General features: G+C 63.0%; 16 protein-coding genes and 1 pseudogene (1 of these 17 running past the window's edge). 11 read left to right on the top strand and 6 right to left on the bottom strand.

The window, feature by feature from the left end; translation table 11 throughout:
- The 3 genes and pseudogenes from QZL63_RS05820 to QZL63_RS05810 all read right to left on the bottom strand — a co-directional run.
- Positions 1 to 1,129, bottom strand: a pseudogene (locus QZL63_RS05820) (transglycosylase domain-containing protein); it reaches 1,344 nt to the left of the window's first position.
- 34 nt (positions 1,130 to 1,163) lie between these two features.
- Complete coding sequence (locus tag QZL63_RS05815) at positions 1,164 to 4,133, bottom strand: hypothetical protein (RefSeq protein ID WP_290586184.1); 2,970 nt, start codon at positions 4,131 to 4,133, stop codon at positions 1,164 to 1,166.
- Positions 4,134 to 4,137: 4 nt separating this feature from the next.
- Positions 4,138 to 4,485 (bottom strand): translation initiation factor, encoded by a 348-nt coding sequence (locus QZL63_RS05810; protein WP_290586179.1) that lies wholly within the window; start codon positions 4,483 to 4,485, stop codon positions 4,138 to 4,140.
- An 87-nt stretch (positions 4,486 to 4,572) separates the two neighbouring features.
- Here QZL63_RS05810 and QZL63_RS05805 point away from each other — a divergent pair, with 87 nt between their 5' ends.
- A complete protein-coding gene (locus QZL63_RS05805) occupies positions 4,573 to 5,667 on the top strand; it encodes a DUF4435 domain-containing protein (protein ID WP_022308390.1) in 1,095 nt (364 codons plus the stop codon).
- A gap of 154 nt (positions 5,668 to 5,821) precedes the next feature.
- Here the strand turns inward: QZL63_RS05805 and QZL63_RS05800 are convergent, their stop codons facing one another.
- Together QZL63_RS05800 and QZL63_RS05795 are read right to left on the bottom strand one after the other, a co-directional pair.
- Positions 5,822 to 7,111: an aspartate kinase gene (locus tag QZL63_RS05800; RefSeq protein WP_022308389.1), complete on the bottom strand. Its 1,290-nt coding sequence runs from the start codon at positions 7,109 to 7,111 to the stop codon at positions 5,822 to 5,824.
- Between the two features lie 46 nt (positions 7,112 to 7,157).
- The gene (locus QZL63_RS05795) at positions 7,158 to 9,296 is read right to left on the bottom strand and encodes a prolyl oligopeptidase family serine peptidase (protein WP_022308388.1); all 2,139 of its coding nucleotides are present in this window, start codon (positions 9,294 to 9,296) and stop codon (positions 7,158 to 7,160) included.
- Positions 9,297 to 9,384: 88 nt separating this feature from the next.
- Between QZL63_RS05795 and QZL63_RS05790 the strand changes: the two genes are divergently transcribed.
- From QZL63_RS05790 to mdh, 4 genes are all read left to right on the top strand, one after another.
- Complete coding sequence (locus QZL63_RS05790) at positions 9,385 to 10,212, top strand: 2,3,4,5-tetrahydropyridine-2,6-dicarboxylate N-succinyltransferase (protein ID WP_022308387.1); 828 nt, start codon at positions 9,385 to 9,387, stop codon at positions 10,210 to 10,212.
- A gap of 7 nt (positions 10,213 to 10,219) precedes the next feature.
- Entirely contained in the window at positions 10,220 to 10,966 is a 747-nt protein-coding gene (locus QZL63_RS05785) for a biotin--[acetyl-CoA-carboxylase] ligase (RefSeq protein WP_022308386.1), read from the top strand.
- A gap of 44 nt (positions 10,967 to 11,010) precedes the next feature.
- Positions 11,011 to 11,388, top strand: a complete 378-nt coding sequence (gene gcvH, locus QZL63_RS05780) for a glycine cleavage system protein GcvH (RefSeq protein ID WP_022308385.1) — start codon at positions 11,011 to 11,013, stop codon at positions 11,386 to 11,388.
- A 95-nt stretch (positions 11,389 to 11,483) separates the two neighbouring features.
- Entirely contained in the window at positions 11,484 to 12,425 is a 942-nt protein-coding gene (mdh, locus tag QZL63_RS05775) for a malate dehydrogenase (protein ID WP_022308384.1), read from the top strand.
- Positions 12,426 to 12,517: 92 nt separating this feature from the next.
- Here mdh and greA read toward each other — a convergent pair whose 3' ends face one another.
- Positions 12,518 to 12,994, bottom strand: a complete 477-nt coding sequence (gene greA, locus QZL63_RS05770; protein ID WP_290586176.1) for a transcription elongation factor GreA — start codon at positions 12,992 to 12,994, stop codon at positions 12,518 to 12,520.
- A gap of 243 nt (positions 12,995 to 13,237) precedes the next feature.
- Here greA and QZL63_RS05765 point away from each other — a divergent pair, with 243 nt between their 5' ends.
- From QZL63_RS05765 to QZL63_RS05740, 6 genes are read left to right on the top strand one after another with little or no spacing between them, the layout of a single operon-like run.
- Positions 13,238 to 14,056: an outer membrane protein assembly factor BamD gene (locus QZL63_RS05765; protein ID WP_022308382.1), complete on the top strand. Its 819-nt coding sequence runs from the start codon at positions 13,238 to 13,240 to the stop codon at positions 14,054 to 14,056.
- Positions 14,057 to 14,060: 4 nt separating this feature from the next.
- Positions 14,061 to 14,393, top strand: a complete 333-nt coding sequence (locus QZL63_RS05760; protein WP_022308381.1) for a DNA-directed RNA polymerase subunit omega — start codon at positions 14,061 to 14,063, stop codon at positions 14,391 to 14,393.
- A 13-nt stretch (positions 14,394 to 14,406) separates the two neighbouring features.
- Positions 14,407 to 15,627, top strand: coding sequence for a bifunctional phosphopantothenoylcysteine decarboxylase/phosphopantothenate--cysteine ligase CoaBC (gene coaBC / locus QZL63_RS05755; RefSeq protein ID WP_022308380.1), 1,221 nt, complete (start codon positions 14,407 to 14,409; stop codon positions 15,625 to 15,627).
- Positions 15,628 to 15,638: 11 nt separating this feature from the next.
- Entirely contained in the window at positions 15,639 to 17,357 is a 1,719-nt protein-coding gene (recN, locus tag QZL63_RS05750; protein ID WP_022308379.1) for a DNA repair protein RecN, read from the top strand.
- 32 nt (positions 17,358 to 17,389) lie between these two features.
- The gene (locus tag QZL63_RS05745; RefSeq protein WP_022308378.1) at positions 17,390 to 17,983 is read left to right on the top strand and encodes a nucleotidyltransferase domain-containing protein; all 594 of its coding nucleotides are present in this window, start codon (positions 17,390 to 17,392) and stop codon (positions 17,981 to 17,983) included.
- Positions 17,984 to 18,020: 37 nt separating this feature from the next.
- On the top strand, positions 18,021 to 19,796 hold the full coding sequence (locus QZL63_RS05740) for an erythromycin esterase family protein (protein WP_022308377.1): 1,776 nt from the start codon (positions 18,021 to 18,023) through the stop codon (positions 19,794 to 19,796).
- Positions 19,797 to 19,853: the final 57 nt, after the last annotated feature.

Below are 19,853 nucleotides of genomic sequence, written 5' to 3'. Positions count from 1 at the left end.
GATCGTCGTGTAGATCTTCAGTCCGTCGCGGTAGATGTTGTAGGGCGTGCCGTCGGCCTTGACATTCTTGTGACACCAGCCGTAGAGCGGATTCTCCTCATACTCGCGCACCGCCTCCTCGTAGTCCCACTCAGTGTAGAACTGGTTGCGGCGGGGACGGTCGGCCGTCATCACCAGGCGGAGCATCTCGCGGAAATAGGTGGCCGTACCCTCGTTGTGCGACACGGGCTTGTAGTTGAGCACGATGGGCAGCGCAGCGATCGAGTCGTACTCGCGGCGGGTCAGCGCCCCGGCCTTCTCCATGCGCGAAAGCACCAGGTTGCGGCGAGCCAGCGCATTTTCGGGGTTGCGCACGGGCGAATAGCGCGTCGGGGCGTTCACCACCCCAACAAGCACGGCAGCCTCCTGGACATTGAGGTCCTGCGGCTCCTTGTTGAAGAAGGTGTGCGCCGCCGACTTGATGCCGTAGGCGTTCGATCCGTATTCGACCGTATTGAGGTACATCGCGGCGATCTCCTCCTTCGTATAGTTGTACTCGAGCTTGAGGGCCGTGATCCACTCCTTGAACTTCGAGGTGACGAGTTTGGCCATGCGGGCCACGCGGCCGCGGTTGCGGGCCGTATCGCGCGGAAAGAGGTTCTTGGCCAGCTGCTGCGTGATGGTCGATCCGCCGCCCTGCGAGGTGTTCTGCATGAGCACGGTCTTCACCGCCACACGGGCCAGCGAGGGAATGTCGATTCCCGAATGGCTGCGGAACCGGACATCCTCCGTCGCGATGAGCGCCGCGACGATCGGCGGCACCTCACGGCCGTCGAGGCGGATGTGGAGCGTCGAGTCGGCCGGGAAGAGGTCGGCATACTGCACGTAAGAGCGATTCTGCACGAAGAAGGTGCCGATGAGAGCGGTTCTGCACGAAGAAGGTGCCGATGACCTTACCGTCCTCAGAGTAGACCTCCGTCGCAAGGTTGCTGCGCGGGTTCTCCAACTCCTCGAACGAGGGCATGCGCCCGAATACGCCGAGCGCCGTGAGCGCAAGCATCAGGGCCAGCAGGACGAACGGGGCGAAGGCGATCGCCCAGATCCATTTTATCGTCTTCGGGCCGATGCCCGACTTCTTCGGTTGTGTCATATCCCGGAATTTTGGTGCAAAGATACGAAAAATATCAGAACGGCAGCCCGAGCGAGCCGGCAATCCAGACTCCGCCCGTCGAAGGATGGTAGCACGAGAGCTTGAAGGTGGCCGTCGCCGAGGCCGGCTGACGGAAGGCGTTGATGTCGAAGATCAGATCGCCGCCCGCCGACCAGATCCTCCGCCACTCCATGCCGTCCGCTCCCGGACGGCGGAACTGCGCGTAGTCGCCGCCCGCGGCCAGGCGGATCCGCTTGATGTAGAGAACCGACCCGATGCCGCCCTCCGGATAGCAAAGCGGCAGCTGGTAGTTGATCCGCGCGGCCGTGTAGTCGTTCGAAACGATCTCCGACGAGGAGAAGCCCCTCGGGATGAGCTGCGTGGACTTGTAGCTCAGGGGAGCGTATCCGGACGGGAACTTGTAGCCGCCGACCGAGGTCTGGAACGTTGCAGCGAGTTGCAGCGAGTGGTGAGGCGCAGCTCCCGGCAGATAGGTCATGCCGTAGAACGAAATGAGGTCGCTGAAATTGGGGTTCACCGGATCGCACGTGTAGGAGGCCGAGAGCGAATAGCCCCAGCGCGGCGCCAGGTCGCGGTGGGCCATGCGCACCTGGTCGGCAAAGCCGACGCCGACCGAGAGCTTGTGCAATCCCTTCCGGAAGCCGACCCGCTGGATGTTGTGGATGCCGCCATCGACCCACTCGATCTTGTCCAGGTCGGCCACCATGCCGTTCGAGTAGTTCCAGCCGGTCCAGACCGACAGCTGCCGCGTATGGTAGCCGCGCTGCATGTAGATCGGAAGGGTGGCCGTCAGCCCCACGGAGTAGTACTTGTCGGGAGCCGGACGCGACTGATAGACCGGGCTGCCGGTCACGGGATCATACGAGGCCAGCGAATAGAAGAGCTGGTTGCCGCCATACGAGGCGTCGAGGTCAAACTGTACGCCGAGGCCCGTATAGCGCACCCCGAGGTTGAAAAGCGACCCCTCCGAGCCGTTCCATCCGTAGGAGAGGTAGGCTTCGGTATTCGAGAGGAGGTTCTGCGAAAGGAGCGTCACGCCCAGATTGGCATCGATGACGTGTTCGTCCACCGCAGCGAACGGATTGAACGCCAACGGCATCCAGCTGTGCACGTTCACCAGGTTGGGTACCTTGGCATAACGCTTGCGGCGGAAGGAGCCGCTCTGTGCCACGGAGTCCGCCCGCGTGAAGCGCACCGTATCGAGATTGACTACCTCCCAGCGCCTGCGCGGCGGATTGACCAGATTGAGCGGCAGGCGTGCCAGTTCGACGACCGTCGGCAGGGAGTCCGCCGCCTGTTCCGTCACACGGTAGCCGAGCCGGTCGTAGGTCGTGAGCAGCACGCGCCCCCCGCCGGCCGGGGCGGGATCGAAGGATCCGTATTTCGAGGTCGAGATGCGGAATTCGCGCCGTTCGACCAGATCGTAGCAATGCACCTCGTCCCGTCCCGAGGCGATCGAGCCGAAATAGAGGCGTCCGCCCCCGGCCCGAAGGTCTGAGAGGGTGATGTAGGCCCCCCGGGTCACCGGGTGGAGTCCTTCGCAGTCGATACGCCCGAGCCACATGCCGTCGTCGTCGGTGACAAGCACATACCAGGCCACCGTCAGGTCGTCCCACGCCAGCCCGTGGATCTCCTTGTCGGCCGGCACGGCGAACCGCTCCTCGGGTCCCGTCTCCCCGCGCCGGACGATCACCGTATAGCGCCCGTCGGAAGCATACTCGACCCATCCCAGCGCCCCGGGGACCGCCGTGGCATAGAGCGCCCGCCGGTTTCCCGCGACCGTCCGGGGGCGGCCATCGGTGAGATCCATGCAGCAGAGCTGCGAATTGACCCGCTGCTGGAAGAGGGTCGAACGCCGGTACTCGGTCCACCACACCCGCCCGTCGGCCAGCGACGGCCGTGTCGAGATGAGCCCCGTGCGGGCCACCGTCCGCTCGCAGCCTGTCCGCCGGTCGATCATCACGAAGCGCGACGTACGGTCGAAATCGCTCTTCACGGCCAACACGGCCGTATCGCCCAGCGGCAGGGGCCACTGATAGGTGGTATGGTTGCCCTCGGGCAGCGGCGTGAGCGTCGCGGCGCTGTCCTCGGTCTGCGGAAGCGAATCCCAGAAGCGCTCCAGTTCGTCGAAGGTCTCACGGAAGAGCTCCGACACATTCGTGTCGTAATATTTCTCCAACCCGGCCCGGGTCGTGGCGATCAGGTAGGGGTTGCGCGATCCGTACCAAGCCACCCGGTCCCAGATGTTCTCACCGTAGCGCTCCCAGGCATACGAGCAGATCTGGTAACCCAGTTCGTAGTGGTCGGGGATGTAGTCGCGGTAGGAGCCGCAGAACCACTTGTCGATATTGCGCCGGTCGCGCGTTCCCCGGCGGTTGCGCCCCACGCGCCCCATCGCGCGGTAGGCCATCGAGAAGGAGGGCTGGAGCCCCCGGCCGAACGACGACATCATCGTCTCGGACATCACGGCGTCGCCCTCCATGGCCCAGATCGGCATGCAGAGCAGGCCGATGGTCGATCCCTGCTGCCCGAGCACGTAGCTCAGGGCGCGGATCACACCGCGGTCGAGGTTGTTGTACTGCACGGCATGGCGGTACTCGTGGGCCACAAGCTGCTTGTACCACGGCATCGAGTAGCTGTCAATGGCCGGCGAAGTGAGGAACTCCACACGCTTCGGGAGATACATCACCAATCCGTTCGACTCGAAATTCTCCGGGTGCAGGACGAAGGGGATGCGCATCGGGCCGTGGCGGAAGCCGTAGTCGATCGACGGACGCACCGCACGCACGTAGAAGAGCGTCCGGGCGGCCAGGGCCGCAGCCGTGTCGGGATAGATCATCCGTACGTCGGGGGTGCGGACCGTAGACCACTTCATCGGGGCGTCGGCACCCCACGTGTAATACTGCGCGGAGGCGCGCTGCACGCACGCCAGCAGACACGCCAGCAGGCCGAGAGCGGCAAGGATCTTTTTCGGATGGCACATCACGTCAGGAGCCCGCCTTTTTGCAGCCGTAGCCGGCCTTGGTGAGTATCTCGACCACGCGGTCACGGTGATCGCCCTGGATGATGATCTCGCCCTCCTTGGCGGCGCCGCCGACGCCGCAGCGGGTCTTCAGCAGGCGGGCCAGATCGGCCAGATCCGCCTCGCGTCCGACAAAGCCCCGCACGAGCGTCACGACCTTGCCGGCACGCTGCTTGCGGTCGAGCCACACACGCAGCTGCTGCCGTGCGGGAGGCAACGTCTCGGGCTCGGTCCGCTCGTCGGTCCGGTATTCGAAATCGGGATTGGTCGAGTAGACCATCCCGAGGCGGGATTTCCAGTCGTTGTCAGCCATAGGATGTGTTCGAAAAGTAGGAATTAAACGCCGGAAAGGCGCCGTTATTTTGCGCAAAATTAGCAAAATTTCTATCTTTGTTGAAGTATGGGAACCAAGATTCGGGAAAAACTGCGCCGCATGAACCCCTTCACGCGTCCGGCGACGCTCGACGAACTGCCCCGGCCGCTGCCCGCCAACCCGGACCAGCGGCTGGTGAGGGTCTATGTCGAGGGTTACGAGGACGTGGCCTTCTGGCGGGGCATCTTCGACCACTTCCACAACCCCTACCTGCGCTTCGAAATCTCGGTGCCCGACCGCGGCGACCTGCCCAAGGGCAAAAAGGTGCTCATGGGCATGATCCCCGACTCGTCGGAGGAGATGCTGCTGTGCGTCGATTCGGACTTCGACTACCTGTTCGCCGGACGCACCGAGCAGTCGAAGGAGGTCCTCGGAGCCAAATTCATGTTCCACACCTACGCCTACGCCACCGAGAACTACCTCTGCTACGCCCCCTCGCTGCACAACGTCTGCGTGAAGGCCACCAAGAACGATACGCACATCTTCGACTTCGTGCGCTTCATGCACGACTACTCGTGCACGATCTACCCGCTCTTCGTGTGGTATGCCTTCTCGGCACAGCTCTCCTCGGAGAGCGTCTTCCCGCTCATCGACTTCAAGTCGTCGGTACGCATCGGCTACCTCGACCTGGCGGACAACGGGGCCAACACGCTGGCCTGGCTGCAGCGCAACGTCGAGAAGCGCGAACGCCTCCTCGCACAGCGCAACCCCCGGATGATCGAGCCGATGCGGGAGTTTGAGGAGCAGCTCCGCGCACGGGGCGTGAAGCCCGAGAACACCTACCTGTTCATGCACGGCCACACGCTGATGGACAACGTGGTGCTCGTACTGCTCAACTCGGTCTGCGAAAAACTGCGCCAGATGTCCATCGCGCGGATCACGGCCTCCGAGAAGCGGGGCGTGGCCCTCAAGAACGAGATGGCCAACTACACCAACTCACTGCGGTCGATCCGCGACGTGCTGCTCGACAACGAGAACTACATCACCTGCCCGCTCTACAAACGACTCCAGCGCGACATCGAGCGTTACATCGCCCGCACGATCTGGGAGATGAAGCGCCGCGGTGAGATCCGCGAGACCTCCGTGCTGGGCATCATCCACAAACTGCGGCAGGAGCCGTAACCCGCCCGGACACTCCGTCACAAAACCGGGTCCGTTCCGCCTTGCGGCCGCAAGCGCCGCAGTCTGCGAAAAATGACGGCACCCCCGCACCCGCCCAAAAAGGCCGGCGGCCTTCCCAAAGAGGGAAGGCCGCCGTCGAATCGTTACTCCGGCATCAGTCGCGCTTGCGGACCACTCGGACGGTGGACTGTGTCGCCTGCCGGATGAAGACCTGCGGACCGCGGGCGTAACGCCGCCACAAGTCATCGGTATAGCCGCGGATCGTCAGCAACTCCATTCGCTCGGCCTTCATCACGTCGAAGCCGGCCTCGCGCAGCGCCGCCACCGCCTCGTCGATATGCCACGAGTTGTCCACGCAGAGACTCAGGTTCACCGCCGAGTTGTGGATCAGGTTGGCCTTGATGCGGAAGCGCTCGAGCAGAGAGAAGATCGTGGCGAACTTCTCCTCGAGCACGAACGAGAAGTCGCGCGAACGGATCGTCAGCAGCACCTGGTCCTTCTTGAGGATCAGGATCGGCACATCGACCGGAGCCGACATGGCACGGATGACCGTTCCCGGCTTGCGCTTGTCGCCGAAGGGACGCACGTAGAGCGGGATGTTCTTGTTCTGCAGCGGCTTGATCGTCTTCGGGTGGATGATCTGCGCACCGCTGTAGGCCAACTCGATCGTATCGAGGTAGTTCAGCTCGGCAATCTGCACGGCATCGGGGAAGATCTTCGGATCGGCGTTCAGCACACCGTCCACATCCTTCCACACCGACATCGACTCGGCCTCGAGGATGTTGGCCACCACGGCCGCCGAGCAGTTCGAACCCAAGAGACCCGCGGCCGCCGAGTAGTCCGACCCCGCGGGCCCGAGCGTCGTGGTCGTACCGTCGGGGGCGCCGCCGATGAAGCCCTGGCCGACGAAAATCGTCTCGCCGCCCCCCTCGAGCGCCGCCTTCAGGCGCGGCGCCGAAGCCTCGATGTCCACCCCGGCATCCTTGTGCCGCTGCTCGGTGAGGAAACAGCGGCGCATGTCGATCCAGCGGTTAGCCACCCCGGCATAATTGAGGTAGGCCGAGATGATCGTCGTCGAGATCAGCTCGCCGAAGGCCACGATCGTGTCGTACCACAGCTCGGCATCCTCCGTCCGGTAGACCGTATTGGCAGCCACCCGCTCGAGTTCGGCGAACAACTCCTCGACGGCATCCAGCCGCCGGGGGCCGTGCCACAGGTCGTCGATGATGGCCGCATGGTACTCGCGCAGCGCCGTGATCTCGGCCATCGCCGCGGCGCGGTCGCTCTTCTGCACGGCCCCGAAGACCCGCTCGAGGGCGTTCGTGGTCTTGCCCATCGCCGAAACGATGATAAAGAGGTTCTGCTCGTCGTCGATGATCTTGCGCAGGTTGCGCACCCCCTCGGCATTCTTCACCGAGGCTCCTCCGAATTTGTATACTTTCATGTCGTTATCTCAAACCTAATCCAACCTAATTTTCTTTTTATATCGCCTACTTCCCGACCGGGCGGTACGGCACCCCGATGTTCTGGAACAGGAAGGCGTACATGTCGGCCGCCTCGTCGATCCGCTTCAAGGTGGGCTTGCCGGCTCCGTGGCCCGCCTTCGACTCGATGCGGATGAGCACCGGAGCCTCGCCCGCCTGGCAGTGCTGCAGCTGCGCGGCGAACTTGAACGAGTGTGCCGGGACGACACGGTCGTCGTGGTCGGCCGTCATGACGAGCGTGGCAGGATACTTCACACCCTCCCGGATGTTGTGCAGCGGGGAGTATTTGTAGATATAGCCGAACTGCTCCTCGTTCTCCGACGAGCCGTACTCCACGGCCCAGCCCCAGCCGATCGTGAACTTGTGGTAGCGCAGCATGTCCAGCACGCCGACCTGCGGCAGGCAGACGGCATAGAGGTCGGGACGCTGCACCTCGCAGGCACCGACCAGCAGGCCGCCGTTCGAGCCGCCGTTGATCGCCAGCTTGTCCGACGAGGTGTATTTGTTGGCAATCAGGTACTCGGCCGCAGCGATGAAGTCGTCGAAGACATTCTGCTTGTTCTCGAGCATGCCGCCCCGGTGCCACGACTCGCCGTACTCCGAACCGCCGCGCAGGTTGGCCACGCAGTAGATGCCGCCCTGCTCGACGAACATCAGCGCCGCGGGGCTGAATCCCGGGGTCATGTTGATCTGGAAACCGCCGTACCCGTAGAGCAGGCAGGGGTTCTTGCCGTCGAGCTTCATGTCCTTGCGGCGGGTGATGAACATCGGGACCTGCGTGCCGTCCTTCGAGGGATAGAAGACCTGCTCGGTGGTGAAGAGCGAGGGATCGAAGCGTACCTCGGGCGCCTTGTAGAGGGTCGATTCACCCGTGGCGATGTCATAGCGGTAGATTGTCGCAGGAGCCGTATAGTTCGTCAGCGAGTAGTAGATCTCCTTGTCCTCCTTCTCGCCGCCGAAGCCGCTCACCGAGCCGATGGCGGGCAGCGCCACCTCACGCACCAGCTTGCCCTCGAAGTCATACTGCGCGATGCGGCTCTGCGCATCCTGCAGGTAGGCGGCAAAGAGGTATCCGCCGGCCGTGCCGACCCCCTCAAGCAGATTCTTCGCATTCTCGGGGATCACCACCTCGTCCTTCGCGGGACGGTTCAGGTCGATGCGCCGCAGCGTGTAGTTCGAGGCATCGCGGTTGGTGACGTAGTAGAGACGGTCGTTCTCGACGGTCACCACACCGTAGTCGGCATCGAAGCCCGGCAGCAGCGTACGGAAGCTCTTCTCGGAAGTCTTCCGATAGAGCACCTCGGTCCCGGAGGTTCCCTCCGAAGCGCATACGAAGAGCCACTTGCCGTCCTCCGAGGGCCATACCCAGAAGTAGCGCAGCGGGTGGTTCTTGTCCTCGTAGACGAGGCGGTCGGACGACTGCGGCGTGCCGAGCTCGTGGTAGTAGACCTTCTGGAACTGGTTCTGGTCCGAATAGACGCTCTTCTCGGGGGCATCGTAGGCACTGTAGTAGAAACCCTTCGAGTCGGGCGACCACGTGGCGCCGGAGTTCTTCACCCACTCAATGCGGTCTTCGGTCAGCGTTCCCGTAGCGGTATCCACCACCCGGATCTCGACCCAGTCCGAACCGGATGCGGCCGCCGCATAGGCCAGGTAGCGGCCGTCCTTCGAGAACGACGCCGCGGCCAGCGCCACCGTACCGTCCTCGGAGAGCGTGTTGGGGTCGAGGAAGAGTTCGCCCGCCTCACCGGGCCGCTTCGTGCGGTAGAGCGCCGACTGGTTCTGCAGCCCGTCGTTATAATAATAGTACCACCAGTCGCCGTGCTTCGAGGGCGCCCCCTCCTTGGGATAGTTCCACAGCTCGGTCAGCCGGTCGCGGATCGCCCCGCGGAAAGGAATCTGCGCGAGGTAGTCCTCCGTCACGGCGTTCTCGGCCTCGACCCATGCGGCCGTGGCCTCCGAACGGTCGTCCTCGAGCCAGCGGTAGGGGTCGGCCACCTCCACGCCGAAATAGTTGTCCGTCACCGAGCCCCGTTCGGTCTCGGGATAGGGCAGATGCTTTATCTGTTTCATGTTCGTATTTCCGCAACCTGCGGCAGCCATGGCCCCCAGCACGAGGGCCGTTCTGAGAAATAAGTTCTTCATACTCGGAAGGGTTGAAGGTCAAACGGCACAAAGTTAGGAAAAAATCGAAGATTTTGCGTAACTTTGGCCTTCAAAACCGCAGAGAGACATGTACAACGAACTCCAGACCATAATCGGGCAGGCGTGGGAGAACCGCGAGCTGCTCGCCGAAGCCTCCGTGCAGGAGGCCATCCGCGAGGTGATCCGCCTCGTAGACCGGGGCGAACTCCGCACCGCCGAACCCACCGACCCCGAACAGAGCCGGTGGCAGGTGAACGAATGGGTCAAGAAGGCCGTGATCCTCTATTTCCCGATCCAGCCCATGCGCCGCATGGAGGCCGGCGAGCTGGAGTGGTACGACAAGATGGACCTCAAGCACGGCTACGAGGAGCTGGGCGTGCGGGCCGTGCCGCACGCCGTGGCGCGCTACGGCGCCTACATCGCCCCGGGAGCCATCCTCATGCCCTCCTACGTGAACATCGGCGCCTATGTCGATACGGGCACGATGGTCGATACGTGGGCCACGGTCGGCTCGTGCGCACAGATCGGGCGCCACGTCCACCTGTCGGGCGGCGTGGGGATCGGCGGCGTACTCGAGCCCGTGCAAGCCGCACCGGTCATCATCGAGGACAACTGCTTCATCGGCTCGCGCGCCATCGTCGTCGAGGGGGCGCACATCTGCCGCGAGGCGGTGCTCGGCTCGAACACCGTCATCACCGGCTCGACCCACATCATCGACGTCACCGGACCCGAGCCCGTTACCTACAAGGGCTACGTACCGCCCCGCTCGGTAGTCATCCCGGGCAGCTACCGCAAGCAGTTCCCGGCCGGCGAATACAGCGTCTCGTGCGCGCTGATCATCGGCCGCCGCAAGGAATCAACCGACAAGAAAACCTCGCTGAACGACGCCCTGCGCGACTTCGGCGTACAAGCCTGACCGCCGCATGATCCGCCGCATCGAACAGACCACCTCGACCAACGACGACGCCCGAAGCCCGGAATACCGCCACGGCGACATCGTCTGGGCCGAACGCCAGACCGCCGGGCGCGGCCAGCGCGGCCATACCTGGACCAGCACCTCCGAGAGCATCACCTTCTCGCTGGTGCTCGAGCCCACGTTTCTGCCCATTGCCGAGCAATTCCTGCTCTCGGAGGTCGTGACGCTCGCACTGACCGACTGCCTGGCCGGATTCGGCATCGACACCCGCATCAAGTGGACCAACGACATCTATTTCGGCGACCGCAAGATGGTGGGCATGCTCATCGAACACACCTGCTCGGGCACCACACTGCAGCGCACCATCGCCGGCATCGGCATCAACGTAAACCAGAAGGAGTTCGACCCCTCGCTGCCCAACCCGGTATCGATGGCGCAGGCCGCCGGCCGCACCTTCGACCGCACCGAGGTGCTCGAATCGTTCCGCCGCCACTGCATGGCGCGCTACGCACAGCTCGAGCGCGGCGACCGCGAGTCGCTCCAGCGCGAATTCCGGCAGCGGATGTACGGACTGGGCGAACGCCGTCCCTTCCGCCTGCCCGACGGCACAGGCTTCGAGGCCGTGATCGAGGGGGTCCGCCCCACGGGCGAACTGCTCCTGCGCCACGACGACGGCTCGCTGCACGGATACCTCTTCCGCGAGGTCGAATTCGTCATAAAAAACCGGGACAAATCCTTGCTGTTACCAAAATAACAGCTATATTTGCATTGGTCTAATCACTTAAAAACGAAAATACCATGAACGTACCTGCAAATCTGAAATACTCGAACGACCACGAATGGTGCCGCATCGAGGGAGACGTAGCCGTAATCGGCATCACGGACTTCGCACAGAGCCAGTTGGGCGACATCGTCTTCGTGGACGTGCCGACCGTCGGCGAGACCCTTGCCGCAGGCGAGGTCTTCGGTTCGATCGAGGCCGTGAAGACCGTGAGCGACGCCTTCCTGCCGGTCGGCGGCGAGATCCTGGAGTTCAACGAGGCCGTGGATGCCGACCCGGCGATCGTCAATCGCGACGCCTACGGCGAAGGCTGGCTCGTCAAGGTCCGCATGAGCAACCCCGCGGAGTACGATGCCCTGCTCGACGCAGCCGCCTACGAGCAACTGATCGGCTGATACAATTCCGGCAGTCCGGCCCGGGAAGGAGACACCACCCGGGCCGGCTACGCTTCCGGCTTGAGGCTACACAACCCTAAAAAACTACAACCGCTATGTCTAAAGTTACTGTCGTCGGAGCAGGCGCCGTAGGTGCGACCTGCGCGAATGTGATGGCTTGCCGCGAAGTGGCGAGCGAAGTGGTCCTGATCGACATCAAGGAGGGACTCTCGGAGGGCAAGATGCTGGACATGTACCAGACATCCACGCTGATGGACTTCGATACGAAGCTCGTCGGCGCCACCAACGACTACAGGAAGAGCGCCAACTCGGATGTCGTGGTCATCACCTCGGGCATCCCCCGCAAACCGGGCATGACGCGCGAGGAGCTGATCGGCACGAACGCCAACATCATGAAGGGCGTGATCGGCAACGTCATCAAGTACTCGCCCCGCGCCATCATCATCGTCGTGGCCAACCCGATGGACACGCTGACCTACCTGGCGCTGAAGAGCTCGGGGCTGCCCAAGAACCGCATCATCGGCATGGGCGGCGCACTCGACTCGTCGCGCTTCAAGTGCTACCTGGCCAAGGCCACCGGAGCCAACATCAACAACGTAGACGGCATGGTGATCGGCGGGCACGGAGATACGACGATGATCCCGCTGCTCTCGAAGGCCACGGTGAACGGCGTGCCCGTCACGCAATTCGCATCGAAGAAGAAACTGCAGGAGGCCGTGCAGAGCACGATGGTCGGCGGCGCCACGCTGACCAAGCTCATCGGCACGTCGGCCTGGTATGCCCCCGGAGCCGCCGCCGCCATGATGGTGGAGGCAATCCTCAACGACCAGAAGAAGCTGATCCCCTGCTCGTGCTACCTCGAGGGCGAATACGGACAGGAGGACATCTGCATCGGTGTTCCGGCCATCATCGGCCGCAAGGGCATCGAGAAGATCGTGAAGATCGAGCTCACGAAGGAGGAGGAGGCGAAGTTCGCCGAATCGGCCGCCGCCGTGCGCAAGACGAACAACGTCCTGCACGAGATCAACGCCCTCTGAGCGGAGAGATAACCAAAAAAACGAGGCGTCCCGGGAATCCGGAACGCCTCGTTTTTTTGCCGCGGGAGCAGAGACCGCCCCGCCCGCAGAGATCAGATGCTGATATCAAGAATCTCGAAATGGATCGTACCGGCCGGCACTTCGACATCGACCCGGTCCCCTTTCTTGTGGCCGAGCAACGCCTTGGCGATCGGGGTCCCGATAGCCAGCTTGCCCTCACGGAGGTTGGCCTCGTGCTCGGCGACGATCGTATAGACCATCTGCTTGTTGTTATTGTGGTTCATCATCGTCACCTTGCTCAGGATCTGCACCTTGCTCTTGTCGATCTTCGACTCGTCGATGACCCGTGCATTGGCGATCGTATCCTCCAGCTTGGCGATACGCATCTCCAGCAGACCCTGCGCCTCCCGGGCAGCGTCGTACTCCGCGTTCTCCGAAAGGTCACCCTTGTCACGCGCTTCGGCAATCGCCGCCGAAATCGCCGGACGCTCGACGGAACGCATGTGGTCGAGCTCGTCCTTGAGTTTCTTGTAACCCTCCGCTGTCAGATAGATAATCTCTTTAGCCATATTTAAAAAACATAAAAAACAAGAATCCTGACCCTCGCGGATCAGAACCCCATTGCGTTTGTAGAGCAAAGATAGCAAGGAATTTCCGTTTTTCCAAATCTTTTTTCCCGATCGTGCCGCCGCGCCGCAACATCCGCCCGAAGCCCCTTTGCGGAGAATGAACTCCGGCAGGCAATATTTTTTTTTGCAAATCGTTTATTTATGCGTAACTTTGCGCGATAAAGCGCCGTAAAAGATTCATAAATGAAGCAGACTTTCTCATATGTCCTGTGCGGAGCGGTTCTCGCCCTCCTGCTCGGAGGATGCTCCGGCATCAATGCCCTGCTCAAAAGCGGGAAGCCCGAACTGATCTACAGCAAGGCGCTCGAATATTACGAAATCGGCAAGTGGCAGCGCGCCTCGACACTCTTCGAGGGCGTACAGCACTACTATGCAGGCACCTCGCGCGAGGATACGATCTCGTTCTACAACGCCCGCTGCAAGTTCAAGAACCGCGACTACGAAACGGCTTCGGCCCTATTCGACGACTTCCGCCGCAAGTTCGGCCGCAGCGCCTTCATCGAGGATGCCGAGGGCATGTACGCACTCTGCTTCTACTACCTTTCGCCGGCCCCGTCGCGCGACCAGACGATGACCGGACAGGCCATCATCGCCATCAACGAATTCATATCGCGCTACCCGAACAGCGACCAGATCGAGAATTTCCGCAAGATCAACGACGAGCTGACCGAGCGGCTGCACGAGAAGTCATACATCAACGCCTATACCTACTACAAGATCGGCCGCTACAAGTCGGCTATCGTGGCGCTGAAAAACGCCCTGAAGCAATACCCCGACAGCAAGCACCGCGAGCAGATCATGTACCTGATCGTGGATTCGAGCTACCGGCTGGCCAGCAACTCGGTCGCCGACAAGCAGACGGACCGTTACCTGGCGATGCTCGACTCCTACCTCTCGTTCAAGGAGGAGTACCCCGAGTCGAAACACATCAAGGAGCTGGAGCGCATGGCGCAGCACGCCCGCGACTACCTGGACCGCAACAACAAGGACAACAACGAATAGAGAGATGGAAATCAAGAAGAACATCCCCAACAACACCATCACGCGCAAGCTGGTGGATTTGGACAAGGAGACCGGCAACATCTACGAGAGCGTGAACATCATCGCCCGCCGTGCCAACCAGATCGCTACGGAGTTGAAGACCGAGCTGAACCGCAAGCTCGCCGACTTCTCGTCGCCCACAGACACGATGGAGGAGACCTTCGAGAACCGCGAGCAGATCGAGATCTCGCGCTACTACGAGCGACTTCCCAAGCCGGTGATCATCGCCACCGAAGAGTTCCTCGACCACGAGCTGCTCTACAAGGAGGGCAAGGACGGCGAGATGAAGGAGATCTAAACCGTTCGACAAGATGGCATCCGACGCAACGACGCGGCGTCCGCTCGACGGGCGCCGCATCCTGCTGGGCATCACAGGCAGCATAGCAGCCTACAAGGCGGCTGTGCTGTGTCGTTTATTGAAGACGGCGGGCGCCGACGTGCGCGTCGTGATGACCCCGCTCGCCAAACAGTTCATCACCCCGCTCACGATGGCCACCCTCTCGAAGAACCCGATACTCGTGGAGTTCTTCGACCCGGAGAACGGAGCCTGGAATTCGCACGTGGCGCTGGGCGAGTGGGCCGACTGCTACCTGATCGCCCCGGCTACGGCCAACACGCTGGCCAAAATGGCCACGGGCGTGGCCGACAACCTGCTGCTGACGACCTATCTCTCGGCGCGCTGTCCGGTGGTCGTGGCTCCGGCCATGGACCTCGACATGTATGCCCACGAGGCGACGCAGCAGAACCTCCGGACACTGGCCGCACGCGGCGTGCGGATCGTCGAGCCGGAAGAGGGCGAGCTGGCCAGCGGTCTGCAGGGCAAGGGCCGGATGGCCGAACCCGACCGGATCGCGGCATTCGTCGGCGGGCTGCTGGACGAAAAAAAAAAGACGCTCGCGGGTAAACGGCTGATCGTCACGGCCGGGGCCACGATCGAGGCCATCGACCCCGTGCGGTTCATTTCGAACCACTCGTCGGGAAAGATGGGTTATGCCATCGCCGGGGAACTGGCGGCACGCGGGGCTGCGGTGACACTCGTCACCGGCCGCACATCACTGCCGACACCCGCAGGGGTGGAGCGGGTGGACGTGCTGTCGGCCGCCGAGATGTACGAGGCCGCCGTCGGGGCCTTCGACGCATCGGACGGCGCCGTGATGTGCGCCGCCGTAGCCGACTATACCCCGGCACACGTCTCCGACACGAAGATCAAGAAGGGCGACGGCGGGCTGACGATCGAGCTGCGCCGGACGCGGGACATCGCCGCCGAACTGGGCGCCCGCAAAGGGGACCGTGTCCTGGTGGGCTTCGCCCTCGAGACCGACGACGAAGAGGCCCACGCCGAGGCCAAACTCACGAAAAAGAATTTCGACTTCATCGTGCTCAACTCGCTGCGCGACCCGGGTGCGGGTTTCCGCGGCGACACGAACAAGGTGACACTGATCGACCGCGCTGGCCGCGAAGAGCTGCCGCTGATGTCCAAGCGGGAGGTGGCGGCACGCATCGCGGACAAACTCGAAACGATTCTCAAATAACCGACACTGCCATGTTACGCCGACTCTCGGTCGAAAACTACGCGCTCATCGACAAACTCGAAATGGAGCTGGACCCGCACCTGAACATCATCACGGGCGAAACGGGTGCCGGCAAGTCGATTCTGCTCGGCGCCCTCGGGCTGCTGCTGGGGGCCAAGAACGACGGAGCGGCCATGAAGGACGCCGCGCGCAACTGCTCGGTAGAGGGGACCTTCGACCTGGAGGGAAGCGGACTGGAAGCCTATTTCGCCGAAAACGACCTCGACTACGCCGCAGAGACGACCCTGACCCGGGTCATCACCCCGGCGGGCAAGAGCCGTGCCTTCATCAACGACGTGCCCGTATCGCTCGGCCAGCTCCGCGAGGTAGGCACCCGCCTGGTGGATATCCATTCGCAGCACCAGAACCTGATCCTCTCCTCCGAGGAGTTCCGCACCTCGGCGCTCGACACCATGGCCGGCAACGGCGAGCTGCTCGCCCGCTATGCGGCACAGTACGCCCGGGTAACGGAACTGCGCCGCGAGGCCTCGGCCCTGCGCGCCGAGGCCGAGGAGGGGCGCCGCAACGAGGAGTGGCTGCGCTTCCAGACCGACGAACTGACGGCCGCGAACCTCCGGGAAGGCGAACAGGCGGAGCTCGAGGCGGAGCTCGCGGTACTCGAACACGCCGACCGGATCGGCGAGACCATCACCACACTGCGCAACGCCCTCGATACGGACGAGACGGGCGTGCTGGCGCAACTCAAGAACTCGGAGACGGAGCTTGCCCACCTGCGCGAAAGCTACCCGGGAGCCGGCGAATATGCCGACCGGCTGCGCTCGGTGATCGAGGAGTTGAAGGACATCGGCGCGTCGGCCGCCGCCGACAGCGAGCGCATAGACGCCGACCCGGAACGGCTCTCGAAACTCTCCGCACGGCTCGACCTGCTCATCTCGCTCCAGCAGAAGAACCGCGTGGCGGACGAGGCGGAACTGATCGCCCTGCGCGACCGCTGCGCCGCGCAACTCGCCGCTATCGTCCACGGCGACGAACGCATCGCCGAAGTCGAAGCAGCCCTGCAACAGGCCGAAACCAAGGCCGGGGAGCTGGCCGAGCGGCTCCACAAGGCCCGGGAGAAGGCAGCTCCGCACTTTGCCCGTGAGATCCTCGCGACACTCACGCGGCTGGGCATGCCCGACACGACATTCGAGGTAGCACTTTCGGACCTCGGCGCACTCACGCGGTCGGGCCGCGACGGCGTGCAGTTTCTCTTCTCGGCCAACCGCGACCGCACGCCGCAGCCGATCGAACGAATCGCCTCGGGCGGTGAGCTTTCGCGCGTGATGCTCGCCCTGAAAGCCCTGCTCGCCGAGCGCATGCAGCTGCCGACGATCATCTTCGACGAGATCGACACGGGCGTCTCGGGCCGTATCGCCGATGCCATGGGCGAGATCATCGCCTCGCTCTCGGCCCGCATGCAGGTCGTGGACATCACCCACCTGCCGCAGGTCGCTTCGAAGGGCACGGCCCACTTCGTGGTCTACAAGCGCGACGGACGCACCTCGATCACCCGCCTCTCGGAGGCCGAGCGTGTCACGGAGATCGCCAAGATGCTCTCCGGCTCGGAGATCACCGACGCCGCCGTGGCACAGGCCCGGATCCTGCTGGGCCGGCGCGAAACCGAGGCTCAGGCCCCTCGCGAGGCTGCCCCTGCAGCACCGAAGGGCAAGGAGTCGGGACTGCTGTTCTGACCCGGCAACCGACAACCCCGCCCCATACCGCCATGGACTCCACCATTCTCGAACTGGCCGACCGCAACCGGCGGGAGGCGCTCTCGATTCTCGAAACACTGCAGATCGAGGCCATCTGGCGTTCGGTTGGCGCCACGCCCCATCTGGTGGGCTCACTCCGCTCGGGACTGCTGATGAAGCACCTCGACATCGACCTGCACATCTACTCCCCTGCCCCGCTGTACATCGGCGACAGCTTCGCCGCCCTGTCGCACATCGCCCAAAACCCCGGAGTCCGGAAGATCGAATACGCCAATCTGCTCGACGCCGAAGACAACTGCCTCGAGTGGCACGTGCAATATGCCGCGCAGGACGGCCGTCTGTGGCAGATCGACATGATCCACCTGCCCGAAGGGTCACCCTGGGAAGGGAACTTCGAACGGGTCGCCGACCGTATTGCGGCGGTGCTGACCCCGGAGACGCGCGAAGCGATCCTGCGTCTGAAATACGAAACGCCCGACGAAGAGAAGATCCCCGGCATCGCCTATTACCGGGCGGTTCTGGCAGATGGCGTGCGCAGCTACGCAGAGTTTACGGCCTGGCTGCGGGAACACCCCGTCGAGGGGATTGTCGAATGGATGCCGTAAACGAAGAGAAGCCGAAACCACCTGAAACCAACCGACCATGAACCCCGCCTTCACACGGACCCTTGCCGGAGCCATCCTTCTGGCGACTGCCGTTTTGCACAGCTGTGCGGACCGGCCCCGTTCGAGCCGGCACAACCTCGATTTCGAATATACGAACCTGCAAGGGGAGCCGTCCCAATGGTTCTTGCCCGACCCCTCCTACAGGGGTTATACCGCCACCCGAGACAGCCGCGTCCGACACCACGGCCAATCCAGCCTTCGGCTCGAACAGACCGACACGGCCAAACACGAATGGGCGTATTTTTCCCTGATGCTGCCGGACTCGCTGACGGCCGGCCATGAGGTCGAATTGAGCGGCTGGATCCGTACAGAGGAGGTAACGGAAGGTTTTGCCGATCTGGTCCTCTTCCCGTCGGGAGAGGCAGGCCACACCCTTCTCACGCTCGACACACTCGGCCGCGGCGTCCGCGGCACGACCGACTGGCTCCGCATCACGCTCCGCAGGCAGATTCCCGACTCGGCCTCCGGAATCAGCATCGGCGGCATGCTGAAAGGGCGAGGACGCGCCTGGTTCGACGATTTCGAGATCCGGATCGACGGCCGGCGTCTGCCGGATCCGATGATTTCGACGCCCAGAACCCGTCTGACCCGTCAGGAGAAGAGGACGCTGCGGAAGTATCTTTATCCGCTGCGGGGATGTGACCCGACCGAGGCGGATTCCGGCAAACTGCAACTGCTCGACCCGCTGGTCGGGACATGCAAGGTGGTCGCACTGGGAGAGAACTCCCACGGAGCCAGCGAGATCTTCCGTATGAAGGAGCGCCTGATCCGCTATCTGACCTCCCGACAGGAGTTTGATCAGGTGGTTTTCGAAGCCGGAATGGGCGAAGGGGTCTTTCTGGACAACTACATCCGTCGCGGCATCGGGACGGCAAAGGCCGCGATCTTCGGACTGGGCATGTGGGTCTGGGATACACACGAGGTGCTGTCGCTCGTCGAATGGATGCGGCAGCGGAATGCCGACGGCCATCCGATCCGCTTTTGGGGCATCGACATGCAAATGACCGACATGACCGAATCGCTGCTCCGCATGGCATTGGGCAAGGATACAACGGCCGTACAACGGCTGGACGAGATCGGTCCGAAATTGGACAAAGTATTGACTTACGACAACGAGTATCGCGCACAGATCGACCCTCGACTGGCCCGTGAAATCGCACAGGGACTCGACGCGATCGAATCCCGGATCGACCCGTCGGTTCCCGATGCGCACGACCGGGCGATGCTGCGGCAGTGGATCACCCTCATCCGGCAGTACCTGGGTTTGGGGGAGAACATCTACTGGCGGGATCGCTGCATGGCGGATAACCTGCTGTGGCTCCGGGGGCAGTATCCCGATTCGCGGATCGTGCTCTGGGCCCATAACGGCCACATATCCAAAGCGGACGACCGTTTGGGCCGCTGGCTTCAGGACAGGCTCGGTGCGGATTACGTCAATTTCGGATTCACCTTCTACCGCGGGCGCTGCACGATCACCGTCCCCGACTCGGAGGAGTTGCAGCACGACGTGCAGACGGCCCCGCCCGGCACGCTCGAACACCTGCTGCACCAGCTTGGCGAGCCTATCTTTATCCTCGACCTGCGGCAGATGCGCGAGGAGCAGGCCCCAGCCCTCGAATGGATCAACGGGATGAGATTCCGCCACATCGGAGCGCTGAGGTGGGACAATGAGTTTTGGGACGAAGGCATTGCCGATCAGTTCGACTACCTGATCTACATCGACCGGGTCACCCCTTCGCACCTGCTGTTTTGACGGGATGCAGCCTCTGTCTCCCGACATTTCGGCCGGAGCCCATGCCCGCGAATTGCT

The sequence above is a fragment of the Alistipes sp. CAG:268 genome, from assembly GCA_000434235.1.
Classification (GTDB): Bacteria; Bacteroidota; Bacteroidia; order Bacteroidales; family Rikenellaceae; genus Alistipes; species Alistipes avistercoris.
Note: the sequence above shows the minus strand (reverse complement) of the source record. Positions and strands in the feature narration are given on the sequence as shown.